Origin of the sequence: Weissella halotolerans DSM 20190 (assembly GCF_000420365.1) — a bacterium.
GTDB lineage: Bacteria > Bacillota > Bacilli > Lactobacillales > Lactobacillaceae > Weissella > Weissella halotolerans.
In genome coordinates this window covers 16133-42263 of sequence record NZ_ATUU01000001.1, presented here as the reverse complement: position 1 = coordinate 42263, position 26131 = coordinate 16133, and the positions used below count along the sequence as shown (strand labels likewise).

General features: G+C 43.8%; 28 protein-coding genes. 1 reads left to right on the top strand and 27 read right to left on the bottom strand.

All coding sequences use genetic code 11. From position 1 onward, the window contains the following. Nucleotides 1-82: 82 nt before the first annotated feature. From rbfA to G414_RS0100110, 25 genes are all read right to left on the bottom strand, one after another. Nucleotides 83-442: a 30S ribosome-binding factor RbfA gene (rbfA, locus tag G414_RS0100230; RefSeq protein ID WP_022790849.1), complete on the bottom strand. Its 360-nt coding sequence runs from the start codon at nucleotides 440-442 to the stop codon at nucleotides 83-85. Nucleotides 443-480: 38 nt separating this feature from the next. Continuing rightward, a complete protein-coding gene (gene infB / locus G414_RS0100225) occupies nucleotides 481-2766 on the bottom strand; it encodes a translation initiation factor IF-2 (RefSeq protein ID WP_022790848.1) in 2286 nt (761 codons plus the stop codon). After that, a complete protein-coding gene (locus G414_RS0100220) occupies nucleotides 2763-3086 on the bottom strand; it encodes a YlxQ-related RNA-binding protein (RefSeq protein ID WP_022790847.1) in 324 nt (107 codons plus the stop codon). Before G414_RS0100220 ends, infB begins: the two co-directional genes overlap by 4 nt. Next, complete coding sequence (gene rnpM, locus G414_RS0100215) at nucleotides 3076-3375, bottom strand: RNase P modulator RnpM (RefSeq protein WP_022790846.1); 300 nt, start codon at nucleotides 3373-3375, stop codon at nucleotides 3076-3078. The genes G414_RS0100220 and rnpM overlap by 11 nt, the downstream gene beginning before the upstream one ends. 9 nt (nucleotides 3376-3384) lie before the next feature. Continuing rightward, nucleotides 3385-4512 (bottom strand): transcription termination factor NusA, encoded by a 1128-nt coding sequence (nusA, locus tag G414_RS06960; RefSeq protein WP_022790845.1) that lies wholly within the window; start codon nucleotides 4510-4512, stop codon nucleotides 3385-3387. Between the two features lie 14 nt (nucleotides 4513-4526). Beyond that, entirely contained in the window at nucleotides 4527-5219 is a 693-nt protein-coding gene (locus G414_RS0100205; protein WP_022790844.1) for a ribosome maturation factor RimP, read from the bottom strand. A 180-nt stretch (nucleotides 5220-5399) separates the two neighbouring features. After that, on the bottom strand, nucleotides 5400-6806 hold the full coding sequence (gene mgtE / locus G414_RS0100200; protein ID WP_022790843.1) for a magnesium transporter: 1407 nt from the start codon (nucleotides 6804-6806) through the stop codon (nucleotides 5400-5402). Nucleotides 6807-6832: 26 nt separating this feature from the next. Continuing rightward, nucleotides 6833-7732, bottom strand: a complete 900-nt coding sequence (locus G414_RS0100195) for an RluA family pseudouridine synthase (RefSeq protein ID WP_022790842.1) — start codon at nucleotides 7730-7732, stop codon at nucleotides 6833-6835. Beyond that, nucleotides 7732-8544 carry an NAD kinase gene (locus G414_RS0100190; RefSeq protein ID WP_022790841.1) on the bottom strand — a complete coding sequence of 271 codons (813 nt, stop codon included), beginning with the start codon at nucleotides 8542-8544 and terminating at the stop codon, nucleotides 7732-7734. The genes G414_RS0100195 and G414_RS0100190 overlap by 1 nt, the downstream gene beginning before the upstream one ends. A 27-nt stretch (nucleotides 8545-8571) precedes the next feature. After that, nucleotides 8572-9186: a GTP pyrophosphokinase gene (locus tag G414_RS0100185; RefSeq protein ID WP_022790840.1), complete on the bottom strand. Its 615-nt coding sequence runs from the start codon at nucleotides 9184-9186 to the stop codon at nucleotides 8572-8574. A gap of 110 nt (nucleotides 9187-9296) precedes the next feature. After that, nucleotides 9297-9827 carry a YfcE family phosphodiesterase gene (locus tag G414_RS0100180; RefSeq protein ID WP_022790839.1) on the bottom strand — a complete coding sequence of 177 codons (531 nt, stop codon included), beginning with the start codon at nucleotides 9825-9827 and terminating at the stop codon, nucleotides 9297-9299. Nucleotides 9828-9830: 3 nt separating this feature from the next. Then, nucleotides 9831-10427 (bottom strand): XTP/dITP diphosphatase, encoded by a 597-nt coding sequence (locus tag G414_RS0100175; RefSeq protein ID WP_022790838.1) that lies wholly within the window; start codon nucleotides 10425-10427, stop codon nucleotides 9831-9833. Nucleotides 10428-10437: 10 nt separating this feature from the next. Then, nucleotides 10438-11262 carry a glutamate racemase gene (murI, locus tag G414_RS0100170; RefSeq protein WP_022790837.1) on the bottom strand — a complete coding sequence of 275 codons (825 nt, stop codon included), beginning with the start codon at nucleotides 11260-11262 and terminating at the stop codon, nucleotides 10438-10440. A gap of 15 nt (nucleotides 11263-11277) precedes the next feature. Further along, nucleotides 11278-11901 (bottom strand): HAD family hydrolase, encoded by a 624-nt coding sequence (locus tag G414_RS0100165; protein ID WP_022790836.1) that lies wholly within the window; start codon nucleotides 11899-11901, stop codon nucleotides 11278-11280. Nucleotides 11902-12094: 193 nt separating this feature from the next. Beyond that, nucleotides 12095-12409 carry a thioredoxin gene (trxA, locus tag G414_RS0100160; RefSeq protein ID WP_022790835.1) on the bottom strand — a complete coding sequence of 105 codons (315 nt, stop codon included), beginning with the start codon at nucleotides 12407-12409 and terminating at the stop codon, nucleotides 12095-12097. A 59-nt stretch (nucleotides 12410-12468) separates the two neighbouring features. Further along, nucleotides 12469-14859, bottom strand: coding sequence for an endonuclease MutS2 (locus G414_RS0100155; protein WP_022790834.1), 2391 nt, complete (start codon nucleotides 14857-14859; stop codon nucleotides 12469-12471). A 20-nt stretch (nucleotides 14860-14879) separates the two neighbouring features. After that, complete coding sequence (locus G414_RS0100150) at nucleotides 14880-15425, bottom strand: CvpA family protein (protein WP_022790833.1); 546 nt, start codon at nucleotides 15423-15425, stop codon at nucleotides 14880-14882. Nucleotides 15426-15432: 7 nt separating this feature from the next. Beyond that, complete coding sequence (zapA, locus tag G414_RS0100145) at nucleotides 15433-15660, bottom strand: cell division protein ZapA (protein ID WP_022790832.1); 228 nt, start codon at nucleotides 15658-15660, stop codon at nucleotides 15433-15435. Nucleotides 15661-15717: 57 nt separating this feature from the next. Beyond that, nucleotides 15718-16320: a ribosome biogenesis GTP-binding protein YihA/YsxC gene (yihA, locus tag G414_RS0100140; RefSeq protein WP_022790831.1), complete on the bottom strand. Its 603-nt coding sequence runs from the start codon at nucleotides 16318-16320 to the stop codon at nucleotides 15718-15720. Between the two features lie 19 nt (nucleotides 16321-16339). Further along, nucleotides 16340-17587 carry an ATP-dependent Clp protease ATP-binding subunit ClpX gene (gene clpX, locus G414_RS0100135; RefSeq protein ID WP_022790830.1) on the bottom strand — a complete coding sequence of 416 codons (1248 nt, stop codon included), beginning with the start codon at nucleotides 17585-17587 and terminating at the stop codon, nucleotides 16340-16342. A 165-nt stretch (nucleotides 17588-17752) separates the two neighbouring features. Then, nucleotides 17753-19042, bottom strand: a complete 1290-nt coding sequence (gene tig / locus G414_RS0100130; protein WP_022790829.1) for a trigger factor — start codon at nucleotides 19040-19042, stop codon at nucleotides 17753-17755. Between the two features lie 112 nt (nucleotides 19043-19154). After that, on the bottom strand, nucleotides 19155-19595 hold the full coding sequence (locus G414_RS0100125; protein WP_022790828.1) for a nucleoside 2-deoxyribosyltransferase: 441 nt from the start codon (nucleotides 19593-19595) through the stop codon (nucleotides 19155-19157). Between the two features lie 104 nt (nucleotides 19596-19699). After that, a complete protein-coding gene (tuf, locus tag G414_RS0100120) occupies nucleotides 19700-20887 on the bottom strand; it encodes an elongation factor Tu (RefSeq protein ID WP_022790827.1) in 1188 nt (395 codons plus the stop codon). 185 nt (nucleotides 20888-21072) lie between these two features. Continuing rightward, nucleotides 21073-21987 (bottom strand): hypothetical protein, encoded by a 915-nt coding sequence (locus G414_RS0100115; RefSeq protein ID WP_022790826.1) that lies wholly within the window; start codon nucleotides 21985-21987, stop codon nucleotides 21073-21075. Between the two features lie 113 nt (nucleotides 21988-22100). Beyond that, nucleotides 22101-23933 (bottom strand): ribonuclease J, encoded by a 1833-nt coding sequence (locus G414_RS0100110; RefSeq protein ID WP_022790825.1) that lies wholly within the window; start codon nucleotides 23931-23933, stop codon nucleotides 22101-22103. A 304-nt stretch (nucleotides 23934-24237) separates the two neighbouring features. Here G414_RS0100110 and G414_RS06955 point away from each other — a divergent pair, with 304 nt between their 5' ends. Further along, a complete protein-coding gene (locus tag G414_RS06955; RefSeq protein WP_022790824.1) occupies nucleotides 24238-25395 on the top strand; it encodes a DUF998 domain-containing protein in 1158 nt (385 codons plus the stop codon). Nucleotides 25396-25468: 73 nt separating this feature from the next. On the opposite strand, the gene rpsT is transcribed toward G414_RS06955, so the two are convergent. Both rpsT and rpsO read right to left on the bottom strand, forming a co-directional pair. Next, nucleotides 25469-25726, bottom strand: coding sequence for a 30S ribosomal protein S20 (rpsT, locus tag G414_RS0100100; RefSeq protein WP_022790823.1), 258 nt, complete (start codon nucleotides 25724-25726; stop codon nucleotides 25469-25471). A 48-nt stretch (nucleotides 25727-25774) separates the two neighbouring features. Then, nucleotides 25775-26044, bottom strand: coding sequence for a 30S ribosomal protein S15 (gene rpsO / locus G414_RS0100095; protein ID WP_022790822.1), 270 nt, complete (start codon nucleotides 26042-26044; stop codon nucleotides 25775-25777). Nucleotides 26045-26131: the final 87 nt, after the last annotated feature.

Sequence of the window (26131 nt, the reverse complement as noted above, 5' to 3'; positions counted from 1 at the left end):
TTCGGCCTAGGTCCATGCTGTTCAAAAAGTTAGTTATACTTTTTGAGGCATCCCTTAGCCGAACTTTTTCATGCATTCAATCCTATTTATCAGGTTGGTTGAGTTTGCGAATTAAATCATCAATGTGATTACCATACTCCACAGAATCATCCTTAACAAACTTCAATTCTGGTGTCTTATAAATTGTCAAACGACTGCCAAGTTCTTTCCTAATCAGACCACTAGCGGCCTCCAAGCCAGCCGCTACTTGTTCGTCAGCATTTGCTTCTTTAGAAAAGACACTGTAATAAATTGTCGCTTGTTGCAGGTCACCAGTAACTTCAACGCCTGTTACGGTAATGCCTGCTACACGTGGATCACGAATCCGCTTTAACAAGATGTCATTAACTTCACGCTGAATCTCTTGTTCTAACCGTCCAACCCGGAAGTTTTTTTGAGCCATCTGCATGCTCCTTTCATAAAAGACCATTTTGAAAATTCTTAACGCTTAATTTCGACCATTTCATAAGCTTCGATGACATCGCCAACCTTCTCGTCGTTATAATTTTCAATTGTCAAACCAAAGTCAAAGCCATTTTTAACTTCCTTAACGTCATCCTTATAACGACGCAAGGAGTTAATCTTACCATCATAAATGACAATTCCTTCACGAATCAAGCGAACGGATGCGTTAGCGGTAATCTTTCCAGACGTTACCATACCACCAACAATTGTACCAACCTTGGATACCTTAAAGAGGTCACGCACATCAGCGGTTCCGACTACGACTTCCTTGTATTCAGGATCCAACTGGCCCTTCATGGCAGCCTCAATCTCATCAATCACATTGTAAATCACATTGTGAAGACGGATATCAACTTTATCAGTTTCCGCTTGTTGCTTTGCTTGTGGCGTTGGCCGCACATTAAAGCCGACAATAATCGCACCTGATGCTTCAGCTAGGGTTACATCAGATTCATTAATGGCCCCAACTGCAGTATGAATGATATCTACCTTAACGCCATCAACATCAATTTTTTGCAATGACCCAGCCAAAGCTTCAACCGACCCTTGAACGTCAGCCTTAATAATGACAGGTACTGACTTCATCTCCTTTTCAGCCATCTTATCGAAGAGATCTGAAACGGAAACAACGTTATTCCGGTTACGATCAGCTAGGAGTGCGCGCTTAGCTCGTTCTTCACCAGCTGCTCGGGCTGCTTTTTCATCTGGGAAAATAGCAAATCGATCACCAGCATTCGGCACATCATTTAGCCCCGTAATTTCAACCGGCATGGCTGGAAGGGCTTCCTTAACGCGCCGACCACGATCATTAGTCATCGTCCGCACACGACCGTAAGTATTACCAACCACAATTGGATCACCAACATGCACGGTCCCTTGTTGAACTAGCACCGTTGCCACTGGACCCCGGCCCTTATCTAGACGAGCTTCAATAACTGAACCGACACCACGCTGATCAGGGTTAGCCTTCAAATCAAGGATATCCGCCGTCAACAAAATCATCTCTAGCAATTCATCAATATTTTTACCGAACTTGGCCGAGATTTCAACAAAGATGGTGTCACCACCATATTCTTCAGGCACTAATCCATATTGCATTAACTGGTTAATGACATTTTCTGGGTTGGCTCCAGGCTTATCAATCTTATTGACAGCCACAATAATTGGCGTTTCAGCCGCTTTAGCATGGTTAATTGCTTCGACAGTTTGTGGCATCACGCCATCATCAGCGGCAACTACCAAAATGGTAATGTCAGTGATGTTGGCTCCACGCGCACGCATTTCCGTAAAGGCTGCGTGTCCAGGTGTGTCTAAGAAGGTAATCTCACGCCCATCTAATTTAGCCTGGTAGGCACCAATATGTTGCGTAATTCCCCCGGCTTCACCAGCCGTCACATGCGTATTCCGCAAGTAATCCAACAAGGTCGTCTTACCATGGTCAACGTGTCCCATGATGGTGACAACTGGAGCTCTTGGTACTTGCTTTTCATCATTTTGTTGTTCAGCCTCAAAAATACGGTCAATGTCCGCATGATCGACTTCAACCTTTTCCTTAGCATCCATACCGTAATCGGCAGCCAAAACCTCAATCGTATCGGCATCCAAGCTTTGGTTTTGGTTAACCATAACCCCAAGCATAAATAACTTCTTAATAATCTCAGTAGCATCACGATGAATTAACTTGGCAATATCTTGCACATTCATTCCAACCGAGTAATTTAGGACCGTTGGTAATGGCTGCTCTTTACGCTGTGGCAATACGGCATGCGATTCATTCCGATGTTGGTTGCGGTTATTACGCCGTCCCCGCTTACCACCATGATTATTATTGCGATTCCGGTTACCATTCCAACCTGTTGTCGGCCGGTTACGGTTGGCACTGTGATTGGTGTTTGCATGGTGCCCGTTTTGATTGCCAGCCGTTGGCGTTGCCGTCTTAGCCGTTTTTTGCACTGACTGATGGCTGTTGTTGCCAGCTTTTACGGCCGATTGGTTAGGCTTAGGCTGAGCAGCTTTAGCAGTAGGCTTTGCCGATCGCGTTTCCTCATGCTTAGTGGTCTTAGGCTTCGTTACCTTTTTAACGGGGGCTTGGGCCTGACGCTTATTACCCGCTTTCACCTTTTGACTCAACGCCTTTTCCTCTTGTTCATTAACCGTTGACATATGGTTTTTTACATCAATACCATCATGTTTGGCGGCCGCCACTAATTCCTTTGATGAAACATTCAATTCCTTTGCTAATTCATAGATTCGCTTGGTCATGTGTCATCCTCCTGTTTTCTTAAATATGCTTTCATTTGTTTGGCAAAGCCTTGGTCGTTAACCCCAATGACTGAGCGGGCCATCCCCGTTGCATTCGTTAACTCATCCCTTGTAAAATCAGTCACCAGTGGAATCTGATAAAAGTGGGCTTTATCAGTAAATTTTTTTTGACTACTGGCACCACCATCGTGTGCCAAAAAAACTAAGGCCACTTTCTGTTTCCGAATGGCTGCTAGCACAAGGTCTTGACCAGTCACTAACTTATTGGCTCGTCGTGCTAATCCGAGTAAGTTAAGCACTTTTTGCCGATTATCGTGCATCACCAAATAACTCCTTACGAGCAGCTTGATGGTCAACATAGGCAATCAATTCGTCATAAAACTCTGCTGATAAGGCTGTTCCAAAGACGTGGTCAAAGGTCCGCTTAGCCTTAGCTTGTTCAGCAATGGCGACATCGATTGAAATATAGGCACCACGTCCATTCGCACGACCAGTTGGATCTAACTCAACTTGTCCTGCTGGTGTACGAACAACCCGAATAAGATCTTTTTTGGCCACCATCTGACCCGTTACAATATCTTTACGCATTGGTACTTTACGTGGTTTCATCCTAACCTCCTAGTTCTCATCAATCTCCAACTCGTCAACTGATGTCTCTGGCTGATTCGTCTTAGCTACTAACGGTTCTTTGAATGAAGCTAACACGCTATCCCGTTCACTTTCTGGTTTAATATCAATTTTAAATTGCGTCAATCGGGCTGCTAAACGAGCATTTTGTCCCCGCTTACCAATTGCCAACGACAATTGATAATCCGGTACCAATACTGTCACAGCTCGCTCGTCACGCGGATCAAAAAGCACTTCAACAACTTCAGCCGGGTTCAGGGCATTCTTAATAAAAGCGGCTGGATCCTCTTCCCATTCTACGATGTCCATGTTCTCACCGGCTAATTCATTTACCACGGCCTGAACACGACTACCACGCTGACCTACCATTGTCCCCACAGCATCTAAGTTTTCATTATGCGAATAGACGGCTATCTTTGAACGATCACCAGCTTCACGCGCAACTGATTTGATTTCAACCGTTCCATCATAAACTTCAGGTACTTCTGCTTCAAACAAGCGTTTAACCAATTCTGGTCGTGTCCGCGATACAAAAATTTGAGGCCCTTTAGCTTCACTTTTAACTTCAGAAACCACTACCTTAATCTTGTCACCCAAGACGTAGTGCTCATTAGGCATCCGGTCACTTTGCGCCATGGCTGCTTCTTGATCACCAGGTAAGATAATATAAAGGTAACGAGAATCTTCCCGTTCAACCTCGCCTGTTAACACTTCACCTTCATATTGACTGAAGTTATCGTAGACGACTTGGCGTTCAGCCTCACGAATCTTTTGCATGATAATGCCGCGAGCAGCTTGAGCCGCTAAACGACCAAAGTTTGAAGGGGTCACTTCAATCTTAATTTGGTCCCCTAAATCATAGCCGCGATGCCGTTCTTTTGCATCAGCCAATGACATTTCTTCATAGGGATTCTCAACTTCTTCAACCACTGTTTTAACAGCAAATACCTTGATATTGCCTGTCTTTTGGTTAAAATCAACTTCTACGTTTTCAGCCTTATTATAATTTTTCTCATAGGCCTTCTTAAGGGCTTCTTCAACGGCTGCTACTAATACATCGGCTTTAATGCCCTTTTCTGCTTCTAGTGCATCAAACGCTTTGATTAAATCCTTACTCATTTTCACTCTCCAACTTAAAACATATTTGTTTGCTTAGCACTGGCCACCATATTTCTTGGTATCGTCACTACCATGGCTGGGTCATCCGCATCGGTTCCGATAACTAAGCGATCCTGGTCAGCCGCCACAAGTTCACCAGCAAATAACTTGACGCCATCCAATTTTTGGTAGGTCGACACTTGCACATATTTGTGTAAGGCCCAGGCAAAATCTTCAGCGGTCTTTAGTACCCGATCCTGATTTAAGGCTAGCTGAACTTGGTCAAGCTCAGCCAAGGGAAGCTCCTTGGTGACACGGTGTCCCTTTCCCGGTACGGAAAGCACCAAGTATCCTGGTTCACTTGCTTCTAACACGCCAGTCAGGATTGTATCCGGATCAGCATGCAAGGTTACATTGATAACCCTTCCTAATGCCCACTGATAATCGTGCTCATTTTCTAAGGGTCGTTGGGCCCCTGGTGATGAGATATCCATCACGTACGCTTCTGGGAACGGGTCAGGCTGAATCTGATCAACCAAATCACCAATCTCTTCAGTTAGCATGACCAAATCATCCATTGTAATATCACCGTCTAAGCGGTCAACCAAAATCTGAAGCACCATCTCATCATCCTGAGGCTGATAGTGGACTGCCCATAAATCAAACCCTTTTTCCTGGAGGGGGTCAGCCAAAGCCTGCCTAACCTGTTGTATTACGTTATTTTCCATTTATCACAACCTCCTTTCGTCTGGCTTATATAAAAATTCTTTTTTAGGTACATCTGTTCGAAAAAAATGAGCGGCCGAGCTACTACTCGGCCACTCAATTAAGAGTCTATTCATCAACAAACCCATATTACCACGAAAACATTTTCCTGACAAGGCTCTGCCCCCTGGGGATGTCAAAACCTAAACTACCCCAAAGATTTTAATAAACCAACCGGCAATATTAAAATAAATCAACACTGAGGTTAAATCAGACAATGTTGAGATAAAAGGGCCCGAAGCGACAGCTGGATCGACGCCAATCAGGTCCATTAACAGGGGAATAAAGGCCCCCGCCACATTGGCCACCAAAATGGCCATCATCATGGCTAATCCAACTGCCACACCCAACAATAAATCACTTTTCCAAAACCAAACCACCCCAAAGATAGTTAAGCCAGCTACCACACCAATCAATAAGCCAATAAAAATTTCAGTAAAGAGCATCCGGACAAAGGTCGATGACTCATTTAACGCTAACCGCCGCACAGCGACCGCTAATGATTGGGTCCCCGCATTTCCAGCGGTGCCTGTAATTAGCGAAATAAAGACGGCTAAAATTGGTGCAACTTTAACCATGCTGTTAAAGCCATCAATAACGGAAGCTGTTCCCATACCCAAAAAGATTAGACCAATTAACCAAGGCAACCGTTTACCAGCTGCCGTTAGTGGCCGTTCGTCTAATTTGGCGACATCAACACCGGCTAAGTGTGAATAATCTTCAGCTGCTTCTTCATCGATAACATCCACGATATCATCCACCATGATAATCCCTAATAACTCATCATCTAATACCACTGGCAAGGACGAAAAGTTATAATCGGCCATGATATGAGCAACTTCTTCTTGATCAGTATCTGGGGCCACCGTAATGAGGTTGGTATCCATAACGTCAACCAACCGTGCCGTATCAGGTTTTAACATCAACGTTCGTAAGGATACTACCCCCACTAATTTGTTAGCTTGGTTAACTACGTAAATATAAGTGATTTGTTCCGCCTCTTCCGCAGCGCGTTTAACAGCCAACATCGCCTCTTGAATCGTCAACGTGTCTTGCACTGCAACGTAATCATGACCCATTAGCGAACCGGCCGTCTTAGCCTCATATTTCAATAACTTTTGAATACCTACTGCATCTTGCTTAGGCATCAAGGCTAGGTACATAGACAGTTGATGTGAATCTTTTAAGGAGGACAACAGGTCAACTGAATTATCAGAATACATGTCATCAATCATAGCTGCCGCATACTTAGGCGACATCTCCTCCAAGAGGGCTGCCATATCGACCTCATCAGGTTCTAACTCATCAAAGACATCGGCCATTTCATTAGGTGTTAACCAATCAATCACCTGGCGCCTAAGCTGACTAGGTAGATGGATATAAAATTGGCCTTGATCAAAGCCGTGCAGCTCTGCAAAGCCTTGTCGAAAAGCGTCAGCATGACCATGTTCCAAATCTGAAACTAATTTCTTGGCCTGTTGCGATAATTCATCCCGCAATTCTTCAACTACTTCATCTGAATCATGTGAATGATGCATTTCTTCTGTCATACAAGTTCCTCCTTTCTTTTGACAGACTACTTGCCTGGTGTGTTCGCCAAAACAGCTTTTAAATCATCAGGGATGGGACTATGTACCTGCCTTGTACTTTGTAAAAAGGGGTCATAAAAGGCTATTGAAAAAGCATGCAAGGCCTGGCGGTCAATGCCTCGATCCATGGGTCCCCCATATAGGTCATCACCAACCAAAGGATGGCCTATATGGGCGAAATGAACACGGATTTGGTGGGTCCGCCCTGTATGTAATTGGACCTGGACCAAGGTCTGATTAGCATAGCGCTCCTTGACCCAATATTCCGTTTTAGAGGGGCGTCCATCTGGGCGTACTGTGCGCCGAATAAAATCCCCCTCTAAACGACCAATCGGTGCATCAATGAGCCCATGGTCCTGCTCCAATTGGCCATCAACTAAAGCATAGTAACGCTTGTCAACACTATGTGTTTGCAACTGCTTGTCTAACAGGCCGTGGGCAAAACGATGCTTGGCCAAGAGGGCTACCCCAGAGGTAAAGCGATCTAAGCGGGTAACAACATGTGGCACCAAGTCAGTGGCGCCACTCTCTACCAAGTAACCTTTAACGCGATTAACCATCGTTGTCTCTTGATCAGCCTTGCCGGGCACCGAGGTTAACCCTGCTGGTTTATCCACAATTAACCAATTGTCATCCTCAAATAAAATTGGTAAGGGTAAAAATGAGGTGGCAACCACATCGTTGCCCTTTTCTGGAGGTAACGTAATTGTCACTTCTTGTCCGGGTTGAACAGTATCCAGTGTTAAAACTGGCTTTTTTGCCAAAAGAACTTGTCCGCCGCCCCGTTTAATAATAGCAAACATCCGGTGTGACACTCCCTTTTGGGCCAGAAAGGTCTTAATCTTAACCGCCTCTTCTCCCTCATTAATCCAACTAAAGCTCGCCATTAATTTCCCTCCGGACCTATAAAACTCATCTCAATACGTTTCCAAAAATTCATATGCCGATACTGGGCAAATTGAATCTTTTGTGGGGCCACCTTAAATTCCATCCAAGCAATATCATGCGATAGAATATTCAAATTATCGTAATGAAAACTCACATCACGTGCTCTGGAATCGTTCACTACGCGTACCGTATCATCCTTACTCAACACAATCGGTGACCCTAAGGTACGAAAGACACGATTATTGATGGACGCAATCTCGGCCATCTGCATGGTTTCTAAGGTCGGGTGCACGACGGCACCACCCACAGACTTATTGTAGGCCGTAGAACCAGTTGGCGTAGAGACAACCAGACCATCACCACGAAAGCGCTCAAATAATTGACCATTGATATAGACCGCTGCCGATAAGGTTCCTAGTTGACGCTTAATGACGGCTTCATTTAAGGCTAAAACTCGTTTTTCACGCCCATCACGAAAATGAATTCGCCCAGCTAATAAAGGATAATCCACTTCTTCGCCATTATCAGCCAGTAGACTATCCACCAGCGCAGGAATTTCAGTATGTTGCCAGTCAGCATAAAATCCTAAGTGGCCCGTATGAATCCCAATGAAGCGAATGGATGCTAACTGCTTACGATAATGATGGAATGCAGATAATAGGGTTCCATCACCCCCAATGGATAAGACAATATCTGGATAATCAGCATCAAAAGTAATCTGGCCAGCTGATTTCTGTTTTAAAAGGCTACGAATCTGTTTAGCCACTGCCACTGAGCGGGAAACATTGTTGTTATAAATTGCCACTTTCATTGTCAGTCTCCATCTCTACATGTGCGCTTACTCGTGTTGCTGTGCTTGTGCTTGTTCTAAATCATGATGCATGGTCGCAAATAAACCATCTAACTGATTGGATACTTCCGCTGCTTGCTTAAGTTTATCAGCCATGTCAGCTGGATAAGCACCTTGATATTTATAATTAATGGCATGCTCAATTGTAGCCCAAACATTCATTTGCATAGTTCTAATTTGAATTTCGGCCAAAACCTTGCGTTCTCCTGAAATGGCTTGTAAGGGATATTCCATGACAATATGATAAGACCGATACCCTGATGGTTTAGCATTTGTTACGTAATCACGTTCCTCTAAAATCACCATGTCCTTGCGTTGCCGAATCAAATCAACCACCTTATATATATCATCTGTAAACTGGGTCATGATTCTTACCCCGGCTAGGTCTTCCATATCTTGCTCTAACCGTTCCATGGTAATATGCCGGCGCACTAACTTTTCCTTAATTGCCGCCACCGTTTTAACCCGGCCCGTTACAAATTCAACTGGCGTTTGAATCCCCGCCAAAGCGAATTCTCGCCGCATGCCACGAAATTTAACCTTTAATTCATCTACCGTTTGCTGGTAAGGCTGCAAACGAACTAGCCATTCTTCGTCTGTCATCTTTCTTCCTCTCGAACAAAGCATTTACTTTCCTATTGTATCAGAAAGCCCTACTTTATGTCGGCTCAAGACAGACAAAAAGCGGATTGTTTACACAATCCGCCCCTAAATCAGTTCTTTGGCCGCGCAATCTGTACACTTAAAGTGGGTACTTTCTCTAGCTGACGATTATAAAAGGCCACCCCAAACGTATTTGCCGTCACGGTTAAGATAGCGTAGATACCCCCAATATTAGCATATGGTCCTCGAGGTAAGGCAATAGAGCCCGGATTAAGCATTAAACAACAATCAACCAGCTCTACCCCCAACCGATGTGTATGCCCAGTTAAAATGATATCGGCATGCTGCTCTTTTCCAGCTAGTAATAATGCTAGTGGGTCCCGTTGGCTATGATACAGGTGGCCATGGCTTAAATACAAACGGGCAGTGGGATCTTGATATACACGTTCCTTAGGAAAAGCGGGATCAGTGTCCATATTACCAGCTACAACTTGGTAGGCCTGTAAACTAGGATCAGTGCTCTTTAATTCGGCATCCCCCAGATAAAATAGTTGATCTACCCGTCCCTGATAGGCTTGCCTAATACGATTAAGAATGGCCGCATCCCCATGCGCATCTGAAACCACCACATACTGAGTCATCACCTAATCCTCCAGCCAGGTTGGCAACTGTTGCATAAAGTTTGTTAGCGCCCGTCCGCGATGCGAAATGGCGTTTTTTTCATCCAAGGTCATTTCAGCCATCGTCTTATCAAAGGGTGGGTAGAAAAATAAAGGATCATATCCAAATCCATCTTCTCCCTGTGGTTGAGTTAAGATTCGACCATCTACCTGGCCATCTGCAATTAATTCATCGCCATTGGGCTTCAAAGCCACAATCACTGCATAGAAAGCTGCTGTGCGCTCACTCGTTGGCAGTCCCGACAAGGCGCTCAATAGTTTAGCATTGTTCGCTACATCATCATGATCACCTGCATAACGCGCTGAGTGCACCCCAGGGGCTCCAGCCAAGGCTTTAACCATTAGACCACCATCTTCGGCAACGACGGGTAAGTGGTAATAGTCCATAATCGTCTGCGCTTTAATGCGTGCATTTTCTAAAAAGGTAGCCCCATCTTCTTGAATTGATGGAACATCCTTCAACTCAGGAAGCGCCCTGACCTTGATTCCAAACGGTGCTAAAAAGCGTTGAAATTCCTTAATTTTTCCCTCATTCCTGGAGGCAAATAATATTTCTTGCATAGTTTTTCTCCTATTTTTGCAGGCCCTGTTTCCCAATTTGGAGATGCTTAGCCTCCACAGGGACGCCCAACCAACGACTGGCAATCCCACTAAAAATCTCTGGATTGCCGGTAGTGTAGTAGTCATCATCCTGGTGGTCCACCATAGGCATTAAGCCATGTAAGGCATCCTGCTTTTTTAAAATGGCACTAACTGTGGCAACTGCTTCAGCTCCAGCATTTACTAAAGTCACATCTGGTCCAACTGCATTTTGAATGGCTTGTGCTAACAAGGGGAAATGTGTGCAACCTAAAACCAGCGTATCAATCGGCTCTTTACGTAACGGAGCTAGCTGTTCATTGACGATGTGCTGAACCTTAGCAGAACCTGGATTTTCATGTTCCGCCACTTCCACTAAGGGTTGGGTCGCTAATTGAACGACCTGGGCCAGTGGATTCAACGCCAATAGACTATCATAGTAAGCATTCGCCTTAACCGTTCCTTCAGTGGCAATCACCCCAATATGATTGGTCGTCGTTTCACGTAAAGCTGCTTGTACACCCGGCTGAATAACACCAACCACGGGAATTGGTAAGGCTGCTTGTAGTTGTGGCAATGCTTGAGCGGTGGCAGTATTACATGCAACTACTAATAGTTTGATATCTTCATGATAAAGAAAGGTGGCTACCTCTTTTGCAAACTGGACGACTTCACTTGCCGGTCGCGGTCCATACGGCATCCGGGCAGTATCCCCTAAATAACGAATCGCCTCGTTTGGTAATTCATAAAGGGCTTGTTTTACCACTGTTAAGCCACCAATTCCTGAATCCATATAACCAATCGGACGGTTATCCATTTATGCATCCTCCTTCTATAGACGTCCCACTTGCTCACTTACCGCAGCTGGCTCCTCAAAAATAGCATCGGCTTGGCCAAGAAATGGTTGGCGCACCGTTGTCCCCCAACCGGCTAAACCAAAGTTAGCCTGGGCAGCATGTGCCGCTTGCATATCATGCAGTGAATCACCGATATAGAGGGCTTGTCCCGGTGGACAAGCTAACTGTTTTAAGGCTAGATTAATCGGATCAGGAGCAGGCTTCCTACGCTTAGTTTGCCCGGCAAAAACCTGTACTGGAAAGAAGGTGCTCAAATTAAAGGGACGATCATGTTCCAAGAATTCGGCCGCTTGATTTGAGGTGACTAATCCTAATTGATAATGTTGCCCTAGCGTTGTCAACATCGTTCGAATCCCTGGAAAAGGTTGCACCCTTGCTTGATAGTTTTGGCATCGTTCCTGCCAGGCCTGTACTAGGTCTGGCCGCTTAGTAAACCCTAGATAAGCTAAGGCTTCAACTGAAGGTAACCCAAAAGTGGCATAAACCTGCTCATAACTAACCTGATAACCAGCATCCGCTAACACGGCCTGCAAAGCTAACATGTACATGTGTTCCGTATCCAATAAGGTTCCATCCACATCAAATAAAATTGCCTGCATATTTAACTCCCCTGTCGACATCAATGTGCCCATTATACCATGCTCACTCACCCTTTTTTTAGCTTAACCTAATAATTAAGCTTCTCATTCAGCCACCACACAAAAAAAGACCGGTAAGGACTTACATCCACTTACCAATCTTTTTATCATGCCGTGATAAGTAAGTAGCAACTTAGTTCTTACTTAGCTCATCCTAGGCCGTAAATGTATCTAATAGTTTATTTAATTCTGCTGCTGGCGTGTAGCCTGTTAGCCGTTCAACGACCTGGCCATCCTTCTTAATTAAAAGCGTAGGAATCGCCATAATTTTCAACTCTTGCGCAGTAGCTGGATTTTGGTCCACATCCATCTTCAAAAAGGTGACATCTGTCCGCTCACTTGCTAATTGTTCAACGACTGGTGACTGCATCCGACATGGACCACACCAAGGCGCCCAAAAATCAGTCAATGTAACACCTGTAGCGGTCTCATTAGCGAAATCTTGATCAGTAATTTCTTTAACTGCCATCTCATGTACCCTCCGTTTTTCTTACTTTTATTTAGTATAACACAGGTTTGCTTGGCCGCCTATGCTAGCTTGGCATAAGTCGCACCCTGGTCTGGGCCAGTAAAGTGAAATTCTAAAATGCCACGGTTAGACCGCAAATACTCCGTTACTCCCTGCCGAATAGCACCAGTTCCTTTACCGTGAATAATTTCGACTGAAGATAAATTATTTAACATTGCTTGGTCAATGAACCGATCAAGTTCATGCATAGCTGCGTCATAGCGGTGTCCCCGTAAATCTAGCGTGGCTGCCGCAGTCGCCCGATTGCGGGCTTGATTAGTACTAACTTGCCCTTGATGTCCCTTATTGTTAGACCGCGTCTTTCTGGGCTTGCTAGCCGGCTTAGGCGTCTGTTTTTCAATTTCATCATCGCTAACGACCATTTTTAAAATGCCCATTTGGATTTCATATTGGTCATCCTTTAGTTTCCGCAAAACAACCCCTTGTTGACCATATTCTTTCACCAAGACCGTATCATTGACTGCAATCGCCTCACGCTTTTTGGCTTTAGCACGCCTTAAGACGCGATTGTTGGCTGCCGTTGGCGTCTTTACTAAATGGTTTAACTGACCTTTAGCATCGATAAGTTCATTTTCCTTAATTTGTGCCCCATTACGTTGCATTTTTCGCAGATCAGCAATAATACGGTCCGCCTTTTGCTTTGCATCTGCTACTAAGTGGTTGGCCTCTTGTTGCGCCTTGGCTAACGCCTTGCTCTGCTGATCTTTAAGCTTATCCAAGCGTGCTTCATAATCAGACTTTAATTGGCGGTTTTCAATTATTTGCTGAGATAAGGCTACCTGTTGATCCAAAACAGCGTTACGTCGGCTAACCAAATCCTGAATCATATCATTTAAGGCTTGAGAATCGTCATCTGCCATGCTTGCTGCCGCATCAATAATGGGCTGTGGCAAGCCAAGCCGCTTGGAAATATCAAGCGCATTAGAACGACCTGGGACACCCAATAACAACTTATAGGTTGGCCGCAGGGTTTCAATATCAAATTCCATCGATGCATTGATTGTATCGGCCCGGTTAAAGCCATAAACTTTCAGCTCTGGATAATGTGTGGTAGCTACCGAATAGGCCCCGGTTTGTCCAACCGCATCTAAAATAGCCATTGCCAAGGCAGCTCCTTCTTGTGGATCTGTTCCGGCCCCTAATTCATCAAATAAAACTAAGGTTTGCTGATTCAAGTGTTTTAAGATCTCTACAATGTTCACCATATGGGAACTGAAAGTCGATAATGATTGCTCAATCGATTGCTCATCTCCGATGTCAGCAAAAATTTCGGTAAAGACCCCGACCGTACTATGTTCGGCTGCAGGCAAAAAGAGTCCTGACTGAGCCATCAACTGTAACAAGCCCAGGGTCTTTAACGTCAGCGTCTTTCCTCCAGTATTAGGACCGGTAATAATAATAGACTGATAGTCTTCACCCAAAATAATATCATTTGCAACAACCTTTTCTTGATTTAAAAGGGGATGTCGTGCCTGGCGCAGGCGAATCTGGTTTTGATCACTATAACTGGGTTCAGTCGCTTTTAAGTCGACTGCGTAACGTGCCTTGGCATTAACAAAGTCTAAATGGCCTAAGATAGTAGCATTTTCTAAAATATCATCAGCAACCGGTGTCAGTTGAGCAGAAAGTTCCTGCAGGATACGAACCTCTTCATCCCGCGCTTTTAAATAATGTTCACGTAGTCGATTATTCATCGCCACGACATCAGCTGGTTCAATGTAGAGGGTTTGTCCAGTTTGTGACTGGTCATGTACTACCCCGCCGAACTTACTTCGTTCGCCAGCCTTAACCGGTAATACATAGCGTTCATTTCGCATGGTAACAATCGGGTCAGATAAATATTTACCATATTTACCCCGTGTATAGTCTTGCATTCTTTGACGAATTGCATTTTCTGTACTATCGATTGCCTGACGAATCCGGTGCAAAGCAGGAGAGGCCTCATCTGTTAGTCGTCCATCCCCATCCAGTGCCCGTTGCAATTTTTTGGTCAATTCTGGTAACAAAACCAATCGTTGCACATAAGGCTGCAGGGCTACCAGAGGATCGCCGCGATCGATAATCATATTTTCTAAAAATGACCGAATTTGTCCGGTCGAAAATAAAACCCGCCCAACCTGGGCCAGTTCGGTTCCACTTAGAGCTGCCTCAATCTTAATTCGCTGCATATGAGGACGAATATCCGCCAGTTTAGGAATCGTCAAGCCACCCTCCCAGCGTAAAATCTTGCTGGCGTCAGCAGTTTCGGCTAACCAATCCTGCATAGTTTGTGCGTTGGTCGTCGGTTCCAATTGTTTTAATTCATATTGACCAGCCGCCGTTGTTAAATACGGCCTAAGTTGATCCTTAACTGCTTGATACTCAAGCGTCGTTAATATTTTTTGATTCATCGTTTCTCATTACCTTTCTCTTAATGTTGTAAGAGCCAGTACTGATAAAGTTGCTGTGATAAATAGGGGGTTTGATCAAGCATCCATTGCGCCAAATTAGATGAAACTAATGCCTGATGATACCAGGGGATCGGCAAAGCCTGAGTAATAAACAAAACTAAAAAGAGTTCGATATAAACTAAAAGCCCGTAAACGAAGACCCCAGCTAAGCGATTAACGAGCCCTAAGAGGGGAATACGGTTGATAAAGCGCATGGAACGTTCAAGTGAACGCACAATGGCCAGACCTAAGGCGACTACTACTGAAAAGACAATCCCAGTCGCAAAAAACTGGCCCCAGTGACCATCTAACCAGGTCGATGTCCCTGAGGGAACCCACTTGGTTGTCACCTCACCGATAACATGTTGCGCAAGCCAAACACCCAAGGGCCGAGCAAAGACAGTCGCTAACATAAAAACAGCCAACCGTCCAACTAGCCGAATTAGGCTCCGCACGAAACCAATCTGATAGCCATGGTATAAGGCCGCCAGCAAACACCCTACAATAATCACTGATAAGCTATTCATCTAGCTTTTAAACTCCTTTATCCTGTTTGATTTGCATTGTTAGTTGGTCTGACAAAGCGTTAATTGCCAGCAACATTAGACATTGTTGATCAGTTAAATGAGGATCTAGCTTTTGTAAGTCTGCTACTTGTTGATTAGCTAAGTCAAAAACTGCTTCCATATGGGCCTGATCTTTCGTTGACGTCACAACGACAGATTGGCCAAGCAACGTCCCTTGAAATCTATTTTTTTTCATTTTATGCGTCCCTTTCAATAAAAGCACCCAAGAAAAATTCTTAGGTGCTCAACCGTTCTATTGTTCCGTTTTTGCACCAATGTGTGCTTCTATCCACTGCCAAACCTGGTCCTTGCCAGCCTTGGTCATTGATGAAAACATTGAAAAGCTTGAACTACCTGGATTAAATTCAAGCTCACGCTTAATTAGCGCTTCTGCTTGGTTCCACTTACCACGCGCAATCTTATCTGCTTTGGTGGCCACCACTAAGACCGGAATATCAAAGTACTGTAACCAATTGTACATGGTTATATCATCTTCAGAAGGCGCATGACGTGCATCAACCAATTGAATAACTCCCCGTAAGGTTTCTCGCTGGGTGAGATAAGTTTCAATCATCTGTCCCCATTTTTCACGTTCTCGTTGTGAAACCTTAGCATAGCCATACCCAGGAACATCAACAAAGTACAAAGCATCCTCTACTTTATAAAAGTTTAACGTCTGTGTCTTTCCTGGCTGGGCTGACGTTCTAGCATAAGCCTTACGCTGAATTAAGGTATTAGTCAACGACGATTTACCCACATTAGAGCGCCCCACCAGTGCAATTTCGGGTAAGGCATCACTAGGATATTGAGCTGGCCGCACAGCGGAAATAGTTAAGGCTACATTATGGACATCCATTCGGTTATCCCCCTTTAAATTAAGCGCGAATCAACTCTGGTTCAGCATGTTCGTTTACTGTCTCAGCATTGATGATCACTTTTTTAACATCTGACTGTGAAGGCAGGTCAAACATAATATCCCGCATGACTTCTTCAATAATTGAACGAAGTCCCCGTGCGCCGGTTTCTCGTTCAATTGCCAAATGAGCCATTGCTTGTAAGGCAGCTGGCGTGAAGGTCAAATCAACCCCATCGAGTTTTAATAACTCTTGGTACTGTTTAACTAAGGCGTTTTTAGGTTCAGTCAAAATTCGAACTAAATCAGCTTCGGTAAGCTGGTCAAGTGCCGTTAAAATAGGCAAGCGGCCGATAAATTCTGGTATCAGACCAAAACTCATTAAATCTTCTGGCAGAACATGTTTCATAATGGACTGATCACTTAAATGTTGCGTATCCCGCTTAGAATCAGTGCCAAAACCAATCACCTTAGCCCCTAGCCGTTCCTTAACAATGGACTCAATCCCCGCAAAAGCACCACCAACAATAAACAAAATATTCGTCGTATCAACTTGAATAAACTGTTGATTTGGGTGCTTACGGCCTCCTTGAGGCGGTACATTTGCAATCGTTCCTTCCAACATCTTCAACAAGGCCTGCTGAACACCTTCACCCGACACATCACGGGTAATAGACACGTTCTCAGCCTTTTTAGCGATTTTATCGATTTCGTCGATATAAATAATCCCCATCTGGGCCCGTTCAACATCATAATCAGCAGCCTGCAAGAGTTTCAGCAAGATGTTCTCCACATCTTCTCCCACGTAGCCTGCTTCTGTCAGGGTCGTGGCATCAGCAATTGCAAAGGGTACGTTCAAAATCTTTGCTAAGCTTTGGGCAATATAGGTCTTACCAGAGCCAGTAGGACCAATCATCGCAATATTGGACTTTTGTAACTCGACCCCATCCGTCTCCACCGTATGCGTTAACATTGCATTAACCCGTTTATAGTGATTATAGACGGCTACCGCTAATGTCCGTTCTGCCTCATCTTGACCAATGACATACTGATTCAGTGTATCCACAATTTCTTGTGGCGTCTTTAACTGTAAAGTCCGATCAAGAGCGTCTTGTTCTAAATCTTCATTGATAATATCCTGGGCCAGGGCAACACATTCATTACAAATATACACACCCGGTCCGGCAATTAACTTTTTAACTTCGTCTGAGGACTTACCACAAAATGAGCAATAAGCCTTTCCTTCCGTATTATCGGTAGAATTAAACACGCTTCCACCTCCTGTTTTTATAGATAACGCTAAATAATAATAACACCTATTATAGCAGACCTCTGCTAAGAATTAAAATGCAAGTCAAGGTACATAAGAAAACCCCGAAAGTTTATAAACTTTCGGGGTTAACCACCAGACTTGTTAGTCTAGTTATAACTGAACTTATTTAACAATGGCGGAATCAACAATTAAGTCAACCACTTGCTTAACTGCAATGTCATGGGCCAACATGTCGTCAGTCAATGCATTACGTACCGCATCTTCTTCCATGTTGTATTGCTCAGCCAATGCCTTAACTTCCTTAGCAATCTCTTGCTCACTTGGTTGAATGTCTTCAGCCTTAGCAATAGCGTCCAAAACTAAACCAGTCTTAACCCGTCGGTCAGCACCTTCAGCATATTGTTGACGCAATCCTTCAGCATTTTGACCTGTGATTTGGAAGTACAAATCAGGTGTAATACCCTGTTGTTGAATAGAAGCAAAGAATTGATTCAATTGACGATCAACGTCTTCTTTAATCATGGCTTCAGGAAGCTTATCACCAACAATCTTCGCATTATCTACAGCCCCATTAACGGCGTTGTCTTCCTTGGCGGCCTTAGCCTCTTCATCCTTCTTATCCTGCATTTGGTCACGCAACTTAGTCTTTAATTCGGTTAATGAATCAACGTTTTCATCAACGTCCTTAGCAAATTCATCGTCAAGTGCAGGGACTTCCTTAGCCTTTACTTCATGGACCGTTACTTCAAACAAGGCTTCCTTACCAGCTAAATCCTTAGCCTGATAATTTTCTGGGAAGGTAACTTTAACGTCAACCTGGTCATCAGCCTTAGCCCCAATTAATTGCTCTTCAAAGCCAGGAATAAATGAACCTGATCCTAATTCTAGGCTATAATTCTCAGCCTTACCACCATCAAAGTGATCACCATCGACTGAACCGTCAAAGTCAATCACTACCGTATCACCATCTTCAGCAGGGCGATCAACTAAGACCAATTCGGCTTGCTCTTTTTGTAAGCGGGCCAATTCAGCATCGACTTCTTCATCAGTAACTGTTGTATCAGCAGCTGGAACTTCAATGCCCTTGTATTGACCTAATTCAATTTCAGGCGCAATTTCAATTTCAGCTGATAACTTCCAATCCTTACCCTTTTCCATTGATACAACGGAAATATTTGGTTGACCAACCATTTGAACACCAGTTTGAGCCAAGGCATCATCAAAGACTTCTGGCAAAACCTTGTTTAAACCATCATTGTAAAGTGATTCTTCACCATACATCTGCATAAAGATTTGCTTAGGCATCTTACCCTTACGGAAACCTGGTGCGGTAACGTCTTTCTTTACCTCATCAAAAGCTTGATCAATCCCTTTTTGGTAAACTGCAACTGGAACGTCAAAAGTTAACGTTCCTTGGTTGCCTTCACCCTTAGTGAATACTGCATTTGTCATGATTGTTCCTCCACATCATATTCTATATCTCTCACGGTGTACCTACACTAGTACATACCCGTTTAGTATACCAGACCTAACTAACATTTCAAAGTCATCCAACTTAATTAACCTACATGATCTTCCCATCGTAAGGCAAAGCCGGACACTGACTAAAATCATAGTTCATCAAGGCATCACTTGTCTTCATAAAGGCAGTTAGCGACTCAGTCAACATTAAGTTAGTTGGATAATCCGTCTCTTCAAACAAGACGATTGGCTTTTTTGTTGCCCACGCTAAACCCTGCTCAAAAGCTGTCCCGGAATCGGCATCATTATCATGAAAGTCAGCAACGACAACTAATGCATCTGCATCCAATACCTGTCCGACGTCGCGTTTAAAAATTTCAGCGGCCCAGGCAGGTGTAAATTGTTCTGCTTGGCTTTCTTGATGCTGACGCGGTGAATAAACTTGCGTTACAGTTGGATTTTTTGCCAACGCTTCTTCAACGCGTTCAAGTCGATCAATTTGCTCAGGACTAAAAAATGGAGCTGCTAAATAAATTTTCATCATTACCATTCCTTATGCTAATTAACATCGTTATTAAACAAAAAACGACGTCACTTACGCAACGTCGTTTTTGTAGTCATTTGTTATGCACTTTACTGCTATTCAGTTTAGTCCAAGACTTCTGAAACAGTTCCGGCACCGACAGTACGGCCACCTTCACGAACAGTAAACTTCAATCCCTTTTCAAGGGCAACTGGTGCAATCAATTCAACGTCAAAGGTAACGTTATCACCAGGCATAACCATTTCAACACCTTCTGGCAATTCTACGACACCAGTAACATCAGTAGTGTGGAAGTAGAATTGTGGACGGTAGTTTGTGAAGAATGGCGTGTGACGGCCTCCTTCTTCCTTGGTCAAGACATAAACTTCACCCAAGAACTTCTTGTGCGTCTTGATTGAACCTGGCTTAGCCAAAACTTGACCACGCTCGATTTCTGAACGGTCAACACCACGTAGCAAAGCACCGATGTTATCACCAGCTTGACCTTGTTCCATTGACTTGTGGAACATTTCAATACCAGTAACAACGGTCTTCTTAACATCATCCTTCAAACCAACGATTTCAACATCGTCGTTCAAGTTGATTGTTCCACGGTCAACACGACCAGATGCAACAGTACCACGACCAGTGATAGTGAAGACATCTTCGACAGGCATCAAGAATGGCTTGTCAGTGTCACGCTCTGGAGTTGGGATGTAGCTATCTACTGTATCCATCAATTCTTCGATAACCTTAACTTGCTCTGGATCACCTTCCAAAGCCTTCAAGGCTGAACCGCGAATAACAGGAATATCATCACCAGGGAAATCGTACTCTGACAACAATTCACGAACTTCCATCTCAACCAAGTCAACCAACTCGTCATCATCAACAAGATCAGTCTTGTTCAAGAAGACAACCAAGTGCTCAACACCAACTTGGCGAGCCAACAAGATGTGCTCACGTGTTTGTGGCATAGGACCATCAGTTGCGGCAACAACCAAGATAGCACCATCCATTTGGGCAGCACCAGTGATCATGTTCTTAACGTAGTCCGCGTGTCCTGGGGCATCGATGTGGGCATAGTGACGGTTTTCCGTCTCATACTCGATGTGAGCAGTGTTGATCGTGATACCACGCTCACGCTCTTCAGGGGCAGCATCGATTGAGGCAAAGTCTTCTTGCTTTGCCAATCCCTTATCAGCCAATACCTTTGAGATAGCGGCAGTCAAAGTAGTCTTACCATGGTCAACGTGACCAATTGTTCCAATATTTACGTGCGGCTTAGTGCGCTCATAAGTTTCCTTAGCCAAAAGCTTATCCTCCTAATTTCGCAAGTCAGTTTTAGCACTGACTTTATTTGCTTGCTTATTATTATACAACATTCTGCACAGGATGAAAACCACAAACCATGAATAATTTGTGTTACAAGCCCCATGAGAAACTGTGACTATTATATACAACCATCCGGGTTTTGTAAATAGCTTTAGGTAGGTATTTACTGGTCTTGTAGTTCTTGTAATGCGTTTAACGCTGCTTTTCGCCACTTAATTTGCTCTTTTGATTCAGGAAGATCTAATTCGTGACCGGTCAATAAAAACGCCTGGACTTGTTGAACCCAACTTTTAGGATCTTGAATTGCTTCTGTTAGGCAAGGATACAGCAAGACCAGCATCAAATTAACTTGTCCCCGCAGTAAAGTCGCTAATCCTGGATCTAGATTTTGTTCACTTTCTGTTAGCAAGCCTTGCACCGCTTGGTAATTGCGTTCCTGACTTAACGCTAACAATTCACTGGGCTGAACCATAATCTGTGTGCCTAACACGGTTTGAAAGGGCACTACTTCTTCTACGCCTAACTGGCGCAATTCATCTAAAACAGTAACCCGCGTAATAGGTAAGGCAAAGGGATCTACCAAAATATACTTACTCACAAAAAGATAGGATGCGTAGGGTAAAGTCTGGGCCTGAGCCAATATTTTTTTTTGTTCTGGGAGGCTAACATCACTTAGGTGATAAACCGTTTTAGTTAAGCTTTGAATCTGCTTTTCTTCTGTCTTGATAGCCTCAGTCTCTGCCCGCTCAATTTGTTGGCGATACTGCGCATTAACTGTCATAGGTAAGTGCTTGATAAACAGACGAGCATCAATAAAATGATGAGTCTTCAACATCACCTCTAACACTAAGGCCCACCATTGCGTTTGGTCTAGGTAGGATGGTAATGCCTCTTGCAAGTAACGATAGGCTTGTTGATACTGCTGGTCCAACGTTAACGCGGCGACTAGTTGATGGTTGATTGTCAGCGTTTGTTCTAAAGCATAGGCCGCTTTGTAGTCTTCAATTGCTGCACGTAGGTCGCCTGCTTGTTGGTTCAACTCCCCGCTTGTTAATAGCTTTGCCAGGTCATCCTTCATCGTTTCGTCCTTTCTATCATCAAATAGGGCATGTTTAAGTAAGAGGTTCCCGCCTAGTATTCAAAAAAAGAGGTCGCTATTAGCCCTTGCCAATAACCAACCTCTTTGCCCCATTATGCCTTTGGCTTTACCGCCTCTGTTTGCTTAGCCTGCTTATTAGGGTTTTTGCAGCGACGGGAGCGTTTCTTTGCCTGCCCTACTTTCGCAGCTGCCTTGTGTTGTCCCTCATGGTTCCCTTTATTCCCATTCGTTCGACGACGGCGACCATTTTGGTTCGCCTCCATAATAACGGGTAAAATAACGGGCTTCCGTTGTGTTTGCTCGTACAAGAACTTTCCGAGAGCATCACGGACCGCGTTCTTTAACTTAGACCAATCAAATTCCTTAGTATTTTGAATGCCATCAGTGACCGTCTTTTCAACCAAGGCACTAGCCTCCTGCATCAAATCACGAGACGCTTTGACATAAACAAACCCACGGGAATCCAACTTTGGCTTAGCAATAACCTTTTTCTTCTTACGATCAATCGTCACTACTGTAATAAAGACGCCATCCTCAGACAAAATGCGTCGATCATTTAACACAATTGACCCAATATCACCGATACCTGAACCGTCAATCATCGTTGAAGTTACTTGTAGTGAGTTACCTAAGGTCAACTGCTGACCATCATCATTTAAGCGATCGCCGTTCTTTAAAATAAAGACATGTTCATGATCATAACCAACCGCATAGGCCGCTTGAGCCGCCGTCGTTAGCACTCGATACTCTCCTTGCACAGGAATCACGTTATCGGGTTTGATTAAATTCAATAGTAACTGGAAATCATCCTGGCTTGCATGCCCAGATGATCGCTTATCAGTTGAAATCTGTGCAACTGTGGCGCCCGAACGGGCTAGAATGTCACGTGTTCGTGCAACAAAACCATCCATGGCCACCGCCGGCGTCGTAGCAATTAGGACAAAGTCCCCTGTTCCCAATTTGATATGCCGTTCATCACCATTAGCCATGCGGCGCAAATGACGAATTGGTTCACCCATTTTACCAGTTTCAAGGAGAACGGTCTCCTCCGGCGCCAATTTGCTCATATTTTTAAGTGATACAAACAATTCATTTTCAGGCAGGGGTAAATGCAACTTTTTTAGGCGCAAAGCTGTACGTACAATCTTTTCTAAGTCATTACCAGACAGCACAACTTTTCGTCCCGTTTGATAAGCTGCATTAATAACTTGTTGAATTCGCTGAATATTCGAAGCCGTAGCAGCCACCACGATACGTTCTGCCTTATGTGCGCGAAAATTCTCTAGAATGTAAGCTGACAAATCTTGCTCATGGTCATTTGGAGCCACATTGGCTGTACCTGCCGCATCAGCTAACAGAGCCAGCACCTTTTGACTGCCAATTTCCGTGAGCCGGGCTAAATCAGTCCGGTAATAGGGTAAGGCCGTCGTATCAAACTTGAAATCACCGGTGTAAACAATCTGTCCACTTGGCGTTTCTAACACAATTCCTAGTGATTCGGGAATGCTATGGGTTGTTTTAAAGAATGAAACCGCAACATCCCCCATATCAACCGAGCTATTAGCGTTAATCACGTGGTAATCATCAAAATCCTTGCTTGTTGGATCATCTTGAATGGCTAACTTAGCCAATTCAATCGTTAATTCTGACCCAAATACTGGTGCATTCAACTGACTCAGCAAATAAGGTAGGGCTCCAATAGCATCTGCATGCCCATGGGTTAAAAAGATGCCCCGCACATGGTCAGCATGATCAATTAAATAGGAGAAGTCTGGAATCACAACGTCAACACCTAGCATATCCGACTCTGGATACTTCAAACCAGCATCTAAAACGTAGATATCCTCACCAACGGTGACCGTATACATATTTTTGCCGTTTTCACGCATGCCACCTAGTGGCATAATACTTACTGTTTTGTTCATAGTTCATTCCTTACTTATTAAATTTATTCAAGGCAACCACCTTTGTTTACGAGGGTGATTTTGCATTTCACGGGCTTAGCGCCCAACTTCAACATTGTTACCTATTAATATAGCACAGATTGCCATGGCAACCAATAGGCCCACCTTAATCTTCTGTTCAACCTGCCTAGTCAGCATTGCCCTTGACCATTTATATGCAGTACAATAAAGGTTATCTGCCTTTTATAGGTGACATAAAAAATTTGTTTGCTAACGAAGGCGTCGTTTACGTTATTCTTTAAACAACTTGTGAGGAGTATTCAACATGACTGAATTTAAAAAGTCAGATTACCATTTTATTGCGATTCCAAAAGACATCGCTAAAGGAGAGTTTGCGCCTGGTCTGCCTCTGACTATCACCCATAATGCAGGCAACTTAACTATTCGACCCGCAGAACAAAACACTTATGAAGTTGATGGTATTCGCTATTTCTTATTCGCTGCCCTACTCAGTGCAGTCATTGCACTCATCAATTTTTTCGTTCAGGATACGCCGACGGTAGCTTTAACGGGGGCTAATTCCATGACCCAACTTGCCATCTACCTAAGCCTTTTCTTTGGTATTATATCCTTTTTTACCGTTGCGGTTCGACTCAAATTACATGGCGCAAGTCATCTACATTGGCGTAATATTATCACACTAACCATCTCTTATGGCTTAATGACCTTTGCCCTCTTAGCCCTTTTCTTTAAATTTTTCTCCACTGCATTCATTGGCTTACGACTAGACTTATATACGACCGCCGGTTTAATTGGTTTCATTGTGGGACTAACAACCTACAGTTTGGTGGCCGCCGCTAATAATATTAATTTCTCAACGATTACCTTTGTTCTAATTGCTACCTTATTTGGCGGTATCCTTTTTTCAATGGTAACCAACGGTCACCCCAACTGGTGGCAATACAACTTTAGTTATTTAGGCACCGACCATGTTAAAAATGCAATCTACTTTAATTTTACGTTGATTTTTTCCGGACTGATTATGCTGACCTTAGTTGACTATCTTTTTACAGCTTTACAGGCCGATTTCCATCATAACCGCCCCTTGTTTTTCTTACGTATTTTATTTTCACTCTTAGCTATCACCTTGGCTGGCGTTGGCTTGTTCCCTAATAATCCTGGTTGGACCCATATTGTCCACGATCATATTGCTCAACTGCTGGTTACCTGGGTATTAATTATGATTATTTCCATTAAATGGTTACTACCCAAAGCCAGTCACGACTTTGTCATTATGTCCTATCTGATTGGTGGTCTGCTAATTTTTGCGGATATTTCCTTTCAACGCTGGCATTATCTATCTTTGACTGGTTGGGAAATTGTCGCCTGCGGACTGGTCTTACTTTGGCTGATTCTTTTACTCATTCATTTGCGCCACATTGTCCTGCCAGATACAACTTTTAAAACCGAAATCATCGACTGATTATAAAAAAATGGTAAATAAAAAACACGCTTCCTAATAGGAAACGTGTTTTTTATTTATCAACGCACTTTGATTACTTATCATTCAACAAAGCAGCCAAACGTGACTTGTCACGAGCAGCCTTGTTTTTAGAAATCAAACCCTTTGAGGCAGCGCGATCAATAGCTGAAGTTGCTGCAGCAAACAACTCATCCAAGTTGTCAGCACCAGTAGCAACAGCCTTACGGAACTTTTTCACACTAGTACGGTAAGTACTTAATTGGTGAACGTTTCGCTCGCGTTGTACCTTATTCAAACGGGCACGTTGGATTGATGACTCAATAATTGGCATCGCTTTCTCCTCCGATGATAATTGTCAAAACGTACGACATTAATTAAATTAACGACGCAATCCAAGCTTTTGGATCAATTCACGATAACGTTGAACATCGTTCTCACGCAAGTAACGTAACAAGTTACGACGGTGACCGATCTTCTTCATTAAACCACGTTGTGAATGATAATCATGCTTGTGTTCTGCCATGTGAGCATTCAATTCATTAATGTCAGCTGTTAAAACTGCCACTTGAACCTCAACTGAACCAGTATCACCTTCGTGACGTGCGAATTCCTTGATGATTTCATTCTTGCGTTCTGCAGAAATAGCCATTTTGGACTTCCACCTTTCATATAAAATAGTCGCCCCAGACAACGTAAAACGACGGTGAACCGTTAAACATCGTAAAAGGTCGTATGC